Origin of the sequence: Tabrizicola sp. YIM 78059 (assembly GCF_004959785.1) — a bacterium.
GTDB lineage: Bacteria > Pseudomonadota > Alphaproteobacteria > Rhodobacterales > Rhodobacteraceae > Tabrizicola > Tabrizicola caldifontis.
Window position 1 is genome coordinate 131,905 of record NZ_SJZH01000004.1, and the last position, 12,958, is coordinate 144,862.

Sequence of the window (12,958 nt, forward strand, 5' to 3'; positions counted from 1 at the left end):
CAGCTTCCCCCTAGACAGCAGCGGCCCGACGATGCCCCTATGCAGGAAGGAACCCGGGCAAGCGATACGGCGTCAGGATCGCGACCAGCCCCGGACAGGAACTGCACACTTGCAGAAGGAGCCCTTCGCCTCGTGCCGGACACCCCCGCCTCTGCCAGACCGCCCTTTCTTGCGCCATTGTCCGCGCCAGGACTTCTGATTGCGGCGCTGTTGTTCGGCCTGTCGATCACGCCCTCGATGGTGCCGCGCGCGCCCGAGATGCAGGGCATTCTTGGCGGGGTCGTCGCTGCAGTCGGCTATCTTCTGTGGTGGGGCCTTGCACGATCAGTGATCTGGCTGGGGCAGATGCCACCGCGAGACCTGGCACCATCGGTGCGGCGGGGCATGCTGCTGCTGGGGGGCGGCGTCGGGGCGCTTTGCCTGTGGAAGGGTGCGGAATGGCAACAGTCGATCCATGACGCCTGGAACCTGCCGCCCGTACAGGCGACAGCACCGCTGCGGGTTGCGCTGATTGCTCTGGCCGTCTTCCTGGCCCTGCTGGCCTTGGCCAGGGTGTTCCTGATGCTGTCCGCCAGCTGGCAGCGGCGTAGCCGAAGGGTCCTGCCCCCAAGACTGGCGCATGTCGCGGGCATTCTGGTGGCGCTGGCCGTCTTTGCCGCCGTGATCGACGGGATAGCCGTGCGCGGGCTGCTGCGCGGCCTCGACAACACGGCGCGGCTGGCCGACAGTCTGATACCGCCCGATCTTGACGCCCCAGCCTCTCCACTGGTCGCCGGCGGCCCCGGCTCGCCGCTCAGATGGAAGGACATGGGCCGCTGGGGACGCAGTTTCGTGGCAACCGGACCCGACGCTGACGCCATCTCTGCCTTCTGGGGCAAGCCGGCGATGCAGCCGATCCGTGTCTATATCGGGCTGAACGCAGCCGACACGCCCGAAGCCCGGGCCCGGCTTGCCTTCGACGAACTGGCCCGACTGGGCGGGTTCGACCGGTCGGTGCTGGTCGTCGCGATGCCGACCGGGTCCGGCTGGCTGGACCCCGGAGGGATGGATACGCTCGACTATATCACCCGCGGCGACGTGGCGACAGTGGCGGTGCAGTATTCCTATCTGCCCAGCCCTGTTTCGGTGGTCGTGGACCCACGGAAGGGTGTGGCCGAGGCGCAGGCCCTATTCGACATCGTCTATAGCCACTGGACCACCCTGCCCGCCGGGAAACGGCCCAGGCTTTACCTGCACGGCCTCAGCCTGGGAGCCTTCCTTTCGCAGGAAACAGTGCCGCTGCTCGATCTTTACGCCGATCCGATCCAGGGCGCACTCTGGACCGGGTCGCCCTATCTCAGCGAGTTCTGGCGGATGGTGCAGACCCGCCGCAACGCCGGCAGCCCGGCCTGGCGACCGGCCTTCGGCAACGGGTCGCTGATCCGCACGATGAACCAGGACGGAGGTCTGGACAGGTTCCAGACCGACTGGGGCCCGATGCGTTTCGTGTTCCTGCAATACGGCAGCGATCCGATCGTGTTCTTCGACTGGTCGCTCGCCTGGTCGCGGCCGGACTGGCTTGCCGGGGATCGCGCGCCCGACCTGTCGCCGCGCATGCGCTGGCTTCCGCTGGTCACCCTGCTTCAGGTGGGTCTGGACATGGCTTTCGCCGTGGGCACCCTGGGTTACGGGCACGACTACATGGCCCGCCATTACATACCTGCCTGGGCTGCGACGCTGGACCCGCCAGGCTGGACGGTCGAGGACGAGGCCCGGCTGATCGCCCACCTCGACGGGCTAGTTCCGCGCTAGGCAAGACGCCCATGACCACGAGGGACTCACGGGGTTTCGGGAGCAAGGGCAGACGATCAGTCTGACGGCTGAAAGGCAAAGGGCGCGGCCGCCTCGAAACTGGCCGAGGATTCGCCCGCAAGGATCCGCTCCATGTCGACACCCAGATCCAGCTTCTTGACCGGCGCACCTTCCGACAGGTCGAGTTTTGCCAGATCGACCCAGAAGACGCTGGGCGAGGTCACTGACTCGACATAATAGCGCAGATCCCGCTGGTCTGCGACGACACGCCAACGGGTCGTGGACAGGTTCGGCTGCTCGGCGATGCTGATGCCCCAGGGAACTGACACCTGCCGGATTACGCTGAACACCGAAGCCGCCGCCACGCGGGCGTCGGCACTCTGCTCCACAGCATTGATGTAGAAGCTGGCGCGCACGAACCGGTCGGTGGCGCGGACGGTGCCGGGCATGAACTCGCGCGGGTTCACCCCCTGCCAGTACTCGCGGATCGCCAGCTGTCGATCATAGGTCGGTTCGTTGGTCATCACCTGATAGCTGCGGTCATGCCAGATCACCATCTCACCATCGACGAACTCGATGATCGCACTGTCCCCCGTCGCATCAGACATCGAGACATGCACCGTTGCGGCCTTTCCCGGCGGCCCGACCGGAACCTCGCCCCCCTGGACCAGAACCGGGTTGGCGCGCAGGTCGGCCACCGCCTCGGCCACGGTGCCATAGCGGTCAAGCAGAAACTGCGGAAAGACAGAGAGCGAGATGCGCGGCGTCACGCCATCGTCCTCGGGATAGGTGGCCTCGACCTCCCACAGAAGGTTCACGACAAGGCCCGCCTCGTTCATGCCGTCGGCGGTCGCGATGTCATAGCCCGATACCACAAGGCTTCCGTACTTCGCGGTCCATTCCGCCGAACGATCACCCGCCGCGCCATTACGCACAATACCCCGTGGAAAGGCCCAGAGATTGCTGACCATCGGCAGTTTCCAGTCCATGCTGCGCCCGGTCAGGATGCGACCCTCGGGGCCCAGATAGACAGCACGGGTGCAGGCTTCGGCCACGGGGGCCGCGGCCATGATCACCGCAGCGGCCATGGCGACGGCAGATCGCGCAAACCAATACATTCGGACCTCCCGACTCTTTTGGAAAAAGGGGCTGGCCTCAGTCGCCCCTGCTGATTTGCCCCAATCTCTCAGAACCTCCAGGTCGCGCCGAGCAGCGGCCCCGTCATGGAACCCTTGAACACGGTTCCGCCATCGGAATAGTCGATGTAAAGGTGGCGCCAGCCGACAGAGAGATAGAGACTGTCATTCATCTGATAGTTTGCGGTCACTGCCACCTGATAGGTGAGATCCGACCCCACCCCGAAACCGCCCAGGTCAAGATACCCCAGCAGGGACCAGCGGTCGGCAAGCGGGGTGTTGACCCTGAGGGCAAGGATCGGATCCACGAAATCGGCCGTCGGTGCGATTCTGATCCCCACCAACGGAACCGAAACCTGACCGTCCAGGCGCCAGGCGCGCAGACCTCCCATGGCATCCACTGTCGTCCCGCCACCTACGTCGAAACGCTGCCCTGCCGCCAGCGTCAGGGACCGGATCGTCACCTCTCCCGAGGCCGGCGCACCGACCGGCGGCAGAAGACCTTCGCGGGACGAGGCCGAGTAGGTGAAGTCCGCGAAGAGCACCAGGTCGCCGCGTCGGGCAAGCCCTGTGACGAAGAACGCGCCATCAAGATCCTGAAGCACCTCGGACAGCGACTTGTCGAAGGACAGTGTCGGCCCGTCGGTGAACGGCGTGAAGTCACCGGTGACGCCGGCACCCCAGCCATAAAGCGTGACCTGACCCGACCAGTCCTCCGCTGCGGCGGGCATCGGGGCGAAGGTTGCAGCACCGGCAAGCATGCAACCTGCAACCAGCGAGGCAAGAGAATTACTCGGTTTCCGGGGCATCACAGGGTCTCCTTGAACACGCGCCCGCCCTTCATGATGAGGCGCAGGTTGTTTGCGGGATCTCCGAGGAAGGCGAGGTCGGTTTCGGGATCGCCATCCCATACGAGAATGTCGGCATGGGCCCCTTCGGCAATGACGCCGAGACGGCCCTGATAGGGGTCGCGGGGGCCAGAAAGGGCAAGAAGATCTCCGGCCTTGCCCGTGGCCATGGCGAGCGCCTCCAGGGGAGACATGAAGCGCGCCAGCTTGGCAAGCTGGCGCCCCTGGCTTTGCGAAGCGCCGGGGTTCATCAGGATATCGGTTCCGAAGGCCATGTTGACACCTTCGGACCGCCCCATCTCGAACGCCCGCACCGTACCCTTCGCAACCTCCTCGGCCTTCTGCTGCTGGACGGGGTTGCTGCGAGGGTTCGAATCCTCGTCCTGAAGGAACGGCTGGATCGACCACCATGCCCCTTCCTCGCGCATCATCCGCACCGACTCGAGGTCCGCCAACTGGCCATGCTCGATCGATTTGACCCCGGCCCGCAGCGATCGCTGGATGCCTTCGGGCGTGTAGACATGCGCGCAGGCATAGGTGCCCCAATCGGCAGCGGCGCGCACGGCGGCCTCCATTTCCTCCTGAAGGAATTGGGCGGTGTCGAGAGGATCGTAAATCGATGTCACCCCGCCACCCGCCATGATCTTGATCTGGCTGGCCCCCTTCATCAGTTGCTCGCGGGTGCGGCGCAGAACCTCGTCCGCACCATCGGCGATGGCGGCAACCCCGGTCCTTTCGGTGTAGTCCGGCGCATCGCCCGGCATCCGGGGCAGGGTATTCAGAAGCCGGAAATCACCATGCCCGGAGGTCTGGGAGATCATCGCACCCGACGGAAAGATGCGCGGGCCGGTCACAACGCCGCTGTCGATGGCCAGTTTCAGCCCGAAGACCGGACCGCCCGTGTCACGCACGGTCGTGAAGCCGCGCGCCAGGGTCGCGCCCGCCTCTTGCCCGGCGACAAGATGAACGAAGGCGATGTCCTGGGTCAGTGCCGCTATCTGGCTGACACTGACCAGCGTGGCGTGCCAGTGGCAGTCGATCAGGCCCGGCGTCACCGACCGGCCGCCGCAGTCTATCACATCGGCGTCCGCAGGGCCGGTGCCTGCCGCAGGAAGGCCGGTAATTCGGCCGCCTTCGATCACGATGTCGCGACCGGTCTGCATGGACAATGTGGAACCATCGAAAAAACGCAGATTAGTCAGCACCGTCGGGCGCCCCGGCGTCTGCGCCCGCACCTCGCGCGGGGCAAGGCCGAAGCCCGCAAACATGCCGATCACGGCGGCGCTTCCGCCAAGGAACTGACGGCGGGAAATATCCGCCTCGATCCGGTGCATGGCCGCCTGTGTCTCGGGCGCGCCGCAAAGACAGGGATTGATCGACGCAGCCCCGGTTTCGATCGCTTCGCAACACGCCATGCACATACGGACAATTCCTTTCCCGAAGTAAAAGTTGCGTTAATGCTAAATTGATCCCGTTGTCGGGCAACCGTTTTCCTGCCCGCGCCGACATTTTTTGGTGATGGCGGGTTCCAGGCGGCCCGGAATGGGTGACACAGCCATCGGCCAGCCGTCAGGCAACTTGCGACACCACATTCGCAGGGGGTGCGGCATGGCCGCTACTGCGCGCCTGGCCGGACCAGGCCACGTTGACCCGTCGGCGGCGGCACGTTCCAAGGGGGTCGGCCAGAAATTCCCGCAACAGGGCCGAGCCGGGCAAGGTCGTTTCTCGCCCCGCTTTGCTACGGATCGGCCAGGCCCGTGGTGCCCGCGGCACGGCCCCGCATGGGCTGGCGTTCGCGCGGACCGGGCATAGACCACCACATCGGGTCAATCCGATCCCGGGTGCCGAACAGGGAACCAGCTTCAGATGCAACGGATCAGGGCATCACCTCGAACCGGTCCACATCCACCATCCCCTTGTCCGTGATCTTCAGATGCGGGATCACTGGCAGGGCCAGGAAGGCCAGTTGCAGGAAAGGCTCGTCCAGCGTGACCCCTAGCGACCGCGCCGCCGCGCGCAGGGCGATCAGCTGCTCGCGCACCTCCTCGAAACTGCCAAGGCTCATCAGCCCCGCGACTGGCAGGGGCAGTTCGGCCAGAACCCGCCCGGCCTCGACCACGACAAAGCCGCCCTCGATCTCGCCCAGCCGGTTCGCGGCCAGAGCCATGTCGGCATGATCCACCCCGACCACGGCGATGTTGTGATGGTCGTGGCAGACGGTGGACCCGATCGCCCCCCGTTTCAGGCCGAAACCCCTGACGAACCCCGTCGCCCGGTTGCCGTTGACCCCGTGCCTCTCGATCACCGCGATCTTCACCAGGTCGCGGGCCAGGTCGGGCTGCTTGTCGCCGTCTTGCGGGGCGATGTCGAAGGTCAGGTGCTCGGTAATGATCTTGCCGGGCAGGATGCCGATCACTGGGGTCTCGACCCGGTTGCCGCCGGTGCGGAAGTGTTCTGGACGGACCGGGGGCGCCTTCACCGAATGCCGGGCAACGGGCGCTGTCGTTGCCCGTGCGGCAAAGGCCGCATCGTCGGCTACGACGCCCCCAGCCAGCACCAGGCTGGCATGGCAGCCCTCCAGACTGTCGATCACCGCGATGTCCGCCCGCTTTCCGGGCGCGATCAACCCACGGTCCTTCAGGCCGAACCCCTCGGCTGCGGAAAGGGATGCAGCCCGATAGACCGCGAGGGGCGGCGCCCCCAGCGCAATCGCAGTACGGATCATGTGGTCGAGATGCCCGTGCTCGGCGATGTCCAGCGGATTCCGGTCGTCGGTGCAGAAGGCGATGTAGGGCGAAAAGCGTTCGGTCAGCAGCCCGGCCAGCGCGTGCAGATCCTTCGAGACCGACCCCTCGCGGATCAGCACCCGCATCCCCTTGCGCAGCTTCTCCAGCCCTTCGTCGCAGGTGGTCGCCTCGTGCTCTGTGCGGATTCCGGCGGCGATGTAGCCGTTCAGGTCGTGGCCGCGCAGCAGGGGGGCGTGTCCGTCGATGTGGCGGCCCTGGAAGGCCTGAAGCTTCTCCAGACACCCCGGATCCTTCATCAGAACGCCCGGATAGTTCATGAACTCGGCCAACCCGATCACCTTGGGGTGGTCCATGAACGGCACCAGATCGGCCGCGGCAAGCCGCGCACCGGTTGTCTCCATGTGGGTCGAGGGCACGCAGGAAGATAGCTGAACCCGCAGGTCCATCACCAGCTGCACCGCCGAATCAAGGAAATAGCGGATGCCTTCCACCCCGCAGACATTGGCGATCTCGTGCGGGTCGCAGATCGCCGTGGTCACGCCCCGCGGGGTCACGCAGCGGTCGAACTCGTGCGGTGTCACAAGGCTTGATTCGACATGCAGATGTGTGTCTATGAAGCCCGGGACCAGCACCCGGCCTGCCACGTCGATCTCGCGTCGGCCGCTGTAGCTGCCGAAGACGCCAACGATCGTATCGCCGCAGATCGCCACGTCGCTTTCGACAAGATCGCCGGTGATCAGGTCGAAGACGCGACCACTCTTCAGCACCAGATCGGCGGGCATGACACCCCGGCCCTGATCAATTCTGTCGGAAAGCGGCGCTTTGGGCATGGCATTCTCCTTTCCGATCAGGGAACCTGAAACCGCCTGCGGCGTAAAGATGCCGCGACCTGCCCGGACCTTCCCATGCGCCCGTTGCGCGGAATTGCCCTGAAACTCGCCTCTGTCCTGGTCTTCATCGTCATGGCATCGATGATCAAGGCCACTGCGCCGCATGTTCCCGCCGGGCAGTCGGTGTTCTTCCGCTCGCTCTTCGCGATCCCCGTAATCGTCGCATGGCTGGCCTGGCGGCGGGAACTGGCCACGGGGTTGAAGACGGCCAATCCGATGGGCCACCTGTGGCGCGGGATCGTGGGCACGCTGGCCATGGGCCTGGGCTTTGCGGGCCTTGGCTACCTGCCGCTGCCCGAGGTCACCGCCATCGGCTATGCCGCGCCGCTTCTTACCGTGATCTTCGCCGCGATGTTTCTGGGCGAGGAGGTGCGGGCCTTCCGCATCTCGGCGGTGGTTCTGGGCATGACGGGCGTGCTGATCGTGCTTGCACCCCGCCTGTCGCTGACCCCCGATGCCGCCGGCATGGCCGAGGCCTTCGGGGCCATGCTGGTGCTTGGCGGTGCGGTCTTTGCCGCTTTGGCACAGGTCTTCGTGCGCCGACTGGTGCAGACCGAGGCGACGGCGGCCATCGTCTTCTACTTCTCGCTGACCGCCACCGCGCTGTCGCTGGTCACCCTGCCCTTCGGCTGGGTCTGGCCGACCCCGCTTGAGGCCACGCTGCTGGTGGGCGCGGGGCTTCTGGGCGGATTGGGCCAGATCCTGCTTACCTCAAGCTACCGCGAGGCCGACGCCTCGCTGGTTGCCCCCTTCGACTATGCCTCCATGCTGTTCGCGCTGGCGATCGGGTATTTCATCTTTGCCGAAGTGCCCACCCTGCCGATGCTGGGCGGTGCGGCACTGATCGTGACCGCCGGAATCCTCATCATCTGGCGCGAACGCAAGCTGGGCCTGGAACGCGCGCGACAGCGGAAGGCGATGACGCCGCAGGGCTGAGAGGCCGCTTGTTCCGCGCATTCGACGTGTTCTCTCCGGGCGCGCGGCAAGGGCATGAATTGCCACGATGGCCAGTTACTAGGCCTCGCGCACCGCAGCATTCTGATCGATCAGATAGCGCTGCGCCAGCGGGATCGCCGCAGCCCCCAGGGCCCTGGCTTCGGCCCCGACCGTGCCTTCCCGGATCACGGGTGGCTCGATCCCGGACAGGTCCAGGCGGTAGAAGGCAGCTTCCGTCCGCCGCACCACCTCGGCCCGGACGGATACGGGCATCCAGCCGTCGATAAGCACCGCCTGCATCTCCAGCAGCGTGGCGGCGCTAAGGATCGCGCTCGCCAGCCCCTCGGCCGCGCTGGTCATCCACTGGTCTAGCACATCTTCCGGCACCTCCCAGTGGTCGGGCCGTTCCCACAGCTGTTCGGCATCGCCGCCCGCTGCCTCGATCGCCCGCGCCAGAACCGACAGCGAGGCCATGGTCATCAGCCGCCGCATCCGGCCGTCCGGGCCCGGAACCGGCATCGGGCCCACGCCCGCGGCATTTCCGAATTGGCCGGTGAAAAGCTGGCCGTTCAGCACCAACCCGCCGCCGATGAAGTAGCCGAAGTAGAAATACAGGAAATCCTTGGACTTTTCGCCGGTTCCAAACACCAGTTCCGCCCCGCAGGCCGCGGTCGCGTCATTCTGGACAAAGACCGGCAGGCCCGACAGGGCCGCCAGTTCAGCCTGGATATCGCGCTCGCGCCAGGCGTCCATCTCGGATTGCGGGGCGCCGATCTCCTGCACCCAGGACCAGAGCTGGAAGGGCATCGCCACGCCCAGCCCGCCCACACGGTCGCGGCGGTTGGCCGACAGCGTCGCAATCAGGGCCGGCAGGGCCTCGGCAACAAAGGCAAGCACCGCGTCGGGCGTGGGATAACGGTAGATGCGCCGCCGTGCCCCCCGCACCCGGCCAAGGAAATCGACCAGCGCCAGATCAGCCGAGCGGCGCCCGATCTTCAGCCCCAGGAAGAAGGCTCCATCCGAATTCAGCGACATCGGCACCGAGGGCTGGCCGATCCGCCCCCGGATCGGCTCGCCGCGCACAAGAAGCCCGTCCTGTTCCAGCGAGCGCATGATCACGCCGATCGTCTGCGCCGAAAGCCCGGTCATCCGCGCGATGTCGGATTTCGCAAGTGCCCCGTGCTGACGCACCAGGCTGAGGACCAACCTTTCGTTCCAGGCCCGCATCCCCGACTGGTTCGACCCGCGCGGCCCCGCGGCCTCGGGGCCCAGGCGGGTCTCGGGGCGGGCATCGGCGCTGGGATCGACAAGAAGTCGCAAGGGACAGGCTCTGCTAGCGAAGGCGGACCCTTTGCAGAGTGCTTAGGAAAAAGGCACTCTGTCAATAATAATTCAGAGTGATTTAATTATCTTGACGCAAGGAAGGGAATCGGCTTTCCTCGGCTGCGGCGCAGGACAGGCAACAGCCTGCGCGAAAGTTCGCTGCAGGGGCGCAAGGCCCCGATCCTTGGGAGGAACCACATGAAAACGATCACCAAAGCCCTTCTGGGCGCCGGTGCCCTTGCCCTGTCGGCAGGCATCGCTTCGGCCGAGACCTCGGCCTGCCTGATCACCAAGACCGACACCAACCCGTTCTTCGTGAAGATGAAGGAAGGCGCAGAGGCGAAGGCGGCCGAACTGGGCATCACCCTGAAAGCCTATGCCGGCAAGGTGGACGGTGACCATGACAGCCAGGTTGCCGCCATCGAAAGCTGCATCGCCGATGGCGCCAAGGGCATCCTGATTGCCGCCTCCGACACCAAGGCCATCGTCGGCCCGCTTGCCAAGGCGCGCGAGGCGGGGCTTCTGGTCATCGCGCTGGACACGCCGCTTGACCCGGCGGACGCTGCGGATGCGACCTTTGCCACCGACAACCTCGAAGCCGGCCGCCTGATCGGCGCCTGGGCCGCCGCGACGCTGGGTGACAAGGCGAAGGACGCCCGCATCGCCTTCCTGAACCTTACCCCGTCCGAACCCACCGTGGACGTGCTGCGCAACCAGGGCTTCATGATGGGCTTCGGCATCGATGTGAAGGATCCCAACGACATCGGCGACGAGGATGACCCGCGCATCGTCGGCCATGACGTGACCAATGGCAACGAGGAAGGCGGCCGCAAGGCGATGGAAAACCTTCTTCAGAAGGATCCGGGCATCAACGTCGTCCATACCATCAACGAACCCGCCGCCGTGGGTGCCTATCAGGCGCTGAAGGCCGTGGGTCTGGAAGGCCAGGTGCTGATCGTCTCGGTCGATGGCGGCTGCCCGGGCGTGGCGGCGGTGAAGGATGGCGTGATCGGCGCCACCTCGCAGCAGTATCCGCTGCAGATGGCCGCGCTGGGTGTCGAAGCCATCGCCAAGTTCGCCGCCGACGGCACCAAGCCGGAGCCGACCCCCGGCAAGGCCTTCTTTGACACCGGCGTGGCCCTGGTGACCGACAAGCCGGTGGAGGGCGTTCCCTCGATCGACACGACCAAGGGCACCGAACTCTGCTGGGGCTGAGCATCGCCCGACGCATCGCCCGCCGCTGACGGCGGACCGGGAAAGGGCGGCCAACGTGCCGCCCTTTCTTCAAGACACAGGTTGAGGCAGGATCGTTTCACGCCTTAGGGGAGGGGAAAAGGGCATGAGCCAGACACAGGATTTCGAAAGCGCCGCCAGAGAGGCCGATCAGACCGTGGCGCATTTCGAGGAACGCAAGTCACCGCTGGCGCGGTTGCAGCATGTGTTGCATTCGAATCCGGCGCTGGTGCCCCTGATCGTTCTGGTGGCGCTGATCGCCTTTTTCGGCATCTTCGCTGGTGAACGCTTCTTCCGCGCCTACACCCTGACGCTTGTGCTGCAGCAGGTGGCCGTCGTCGGTATCCTGGCCGCGGCACAGACGCTGGTGGTGCTGACTGCGGGCATCGACCTCGCCATTGGTGTCGTGATGGTGTTTTCCTTCGTCATCATGGGCAACATGGTGGTCAGCTACGGCATGCCCGCAGGCGTGGCGCTGCTTGCGGGATTCCTGGTCGCGGCCGGCTGCGGACTGGTGAACGGCCTGCTCGTCTCGCGCCTGAAGCTGCCGCCCTTCATCGTGACGCTCGGCACCTGGAACATCGTGATGGCGATCTGCCTGATCTACTCCCAGAATGCCACGATGCGCGAGGCCGACGTGACCGCCGCAACCCAGTGGCTGCATGTCTTTGCCATCAACTTCCGTGTAGGCCCTGCGGTGGTGACGCTGGGCGTCATCGCAATGATCCTGCTGTACATCGGGCTGTGGTTCATGCTGAACCATACCGCCTTCGGCCGCCACATCTATGCCGTAGGCGATGACCCCGACGCCGCCGAACTGGCCGGCATCAGCACCAAGAAGGTTCTGGTCGCCGTCTATACCCTTGCCGGCGTGATCGCCGGGCTTGCGGCCTGGGTCTCCATAGGCCGCAACGGCTCGATCTCGCCCTCGACGGTGGTCACGGACTTCAACCTTCAGGCCATCACCGCAACGGTGATCGGCGGCATCTCGCTTTTCGGCGGGCGCGGCTCGATCCTGGGGGTGCTGTTCGGAACGCTGATCGTCGGCATCATGTCGATGGGGCTGAACATGATGAACGCGGACCCGCAGTGGAAGGTGCTGCTGACCGGCATGCTGATCATCGGCGCCGTCGCAGTGGATCAGTGGATCCGCAAGGTTTCGGCCTGAGGGGAAGGAGAAAGCCATGGAACCCATCCTGACCGCACGCGGCCTGGTCAAGCGCTACGGCAAGGTTACCGCGCTGGACCACTGCGACTTCGACCTGATGCCGGGCGAGATCCTCGCCGTGATCGGCGACAACGGCGCAGGGAAATCGACGCTGATCAAGGCGATCTCGGGCGCCGTGATCCCGGACGAAGGCGAAATCCGCCTCGAAGGTCAGCCCGTCCATTTCCGCACCCCGATCGAGGCGCGGCAGGCGGGAATCGAAACGGTCTACCAGACGCTGGCGATGTCACCCGCGCTTTCGATCGCCGACAACATGTTCATGGGGCGCGAGATCCGCAAGCCAGGGTTCATGGGCAAGGTCTTCCGCCAGCTCGACAAGCCGAAGATGCAGGCCTTCGCGCGCCAGAAGCTGAACGAACTCGGACTGATGACGATCCAGAACATCAACCAGGCGGTCGAGACGCTGTCGGGCGGGCAGCGCCAGGGGGTGGCGGTAGCCCGCGCCGCCGCCTTTGGCTCCAAGGTGGTGATCCTCGACGAACCGACCGCAGCGCTGGGGGTGAAGGAAAGCCGCCGGGTGCTGGACCTGATCCGCGACGTTCGCGCGCGCGGCATCCCGATCATCCTGATCAGCCACAACATGCCCCATGTGTTCGAGGTCGCCGACCGGATCCACATCCACCGCCTCGGCCGCAGGCTCTGCGTCATCAGGCCATCGGATTACACGATGTCGGATGCGGTGGCCTTCATGACCGGGGCAAAACTGCCCGAAGGCGTGACCGAGGCCGCCTGACCCCGGCAGGTGCCACTTCACAGGCGGCAGCCAAATTGCGCGGCTGTCGCCGGAGGCCTTTGCGGCCACCTGAGCGGGCAAGGACCGCTTGTC

10 protein-coding genes are annotated in these 12,958 nt (G+C 65.6%); 5 read left to right on the forward strand and 5 right to left on the reverse strand.

What is annotated here, in order from left to right:
- The first annotated feature begins 132 nt into the window (after positions 1-132).
- A complete protein-coding gene (locus tag EZM81_RS07400; RefSeq protein ID WP_248298154.1) occupies positions 133-1,791 on the forward strand; it encodes an alpha/beta-hydrolase family protein in 1,659 nt (552 codons plus the stop codon).
- A gap of 56 nt (positions 1,792-1,847) precedes the next feature.
- Here the strand turns inward: EZM81_RS07400 and EZM81_RS07405 are convergent, their stop codons facing one another.
- The 4 genes from EZM81_RS07405 to ade all read right to left on the reverse strand — a co-directional run bounded on the left by EZM81_RS07405 (position 1,848) and on the right by ade (position 7,352).
- Entirely contained in the window at positions 1,848-2,909 is a 1,062-nt protein-coding gene (locus EZM81_RS07405; RefSeq protein ID WP_136645300.1) for a linear amide C-N hydrolase, read from the reverse strand.
- A gap of 68 nt (positions 2,910-2,977) precedes the next feature.
- Positions 2,978-3,736, reverse strand: coding sequence for a hypothetical protein (locus tag EZM81_RS07410; protein ID WP_248298155.1), 759 nt, complete (start codon positions 3,734-3,736; stop codon positions 2,978-2,980).
- On the reverse strand, positions 3,736-5,190 hold the full coding sequence (locus tag EZM81_RS07415; RefSeq protein WP_248298156.1) for an amidohydrolase family protein: 1,455 nt from the start codon (positions 5,188-5,190) through the stop codon (positions 3,736-3,738). Before EZM81_RS07415 ends, EZM81_RS07410 begins: the two co-directional genes overlap by 1 nt.
- Positions 5,191-5,651: 461 nt before the next feature.
- Positions 5,652-7,352, reverse strand: a complete 1,701-nt coding sequence (ade, locus tag EZM81_RS07420; RefSeq protein ID WP_136645302.1) for an adenine deaminase — start codon at positions 7,350-7,352, stop codon at positions 5,652-5,654.
- Positions 7,353-7,427: 75 nt separating this feature from the next.
- On the opposite strand from ade, the gene EZM81_RS07425 reads away from it, so the two are divergent.
- Complete coding sequence (locus tag EZM81_RS07425) at positions 7,428-8,348, forward strand: DMT family transporter (RefSeq protein ID WP_136645303.1); 921 nt, start codon at positions 7,428-7,430, stop codon at positions 8,346-8,348.
- A gap of 78 nt (positions 8,349-8,426) precedes the next feature.
- Here EZM81_RS07425 and EZM81_RS07430 read toward each other — a convergent pair whose 3' ends face one another.
- Complete coding sequence (locus EZM81_RS07430) at positions 8,427-9,575, reverse strand: ROK family transcriptional regulator (RefSeq protein WP_136645371.1); 1,149 nt, start codon at positions 9,573-9,575, stop codon at positions 8,427-8,429.
- 294 nt (positions 9,576-9,869) lie between these two features.
- Here EZM81_RS07430 and EZM81_RS07435 point away from each other — a divergent pair, with 294 nt between their 5' ends.
- From EZM81_RS07435 to EZM81_RS07445, 3 genes are all read left to right on the forward strand, one after another.
- The gene (locus EZM81_RS07435; RefSeq protein WP_136645304.1) at positions 9,870-10,886 is read left to right on the forward strand and encodes a sugar ABC transporter substrate-binding protein; all 1,017 of its coding nucleotides are present in this window, start codon (positions 9,870-9,872) and stop codon (positions 10,884-10,886) included.
- Between the two features lie 124 nt (positions 10,887-11,010).
- Positions 11,011-12,072: an ABC transporter permease gene (locus EZM81_RS07440; RefSeq protein WP_135449842.1), complete on the forward strand. Its 1,062-nt coding sequence runs from the start codon at positions 11,011-11,013 to the stop codon at positions 12,070-12,072.
- 16 nt (positions 12,073-12,088) lie between these two features.
- On the forward strand, positions 12,089-12,865 hold the full coding sequence (locus tag EZM81_RS07445; RefSeq protein WP_135449841.1) for an ATP-binding cassette domain-containing protein: 777 nt from the start codon (positions 12,089-12,091) through the stop codon (positions 12,863-12,865).
- The last annotated feature ends 93 nt before the right edge of the window (positions 12,866-12,958 follow it).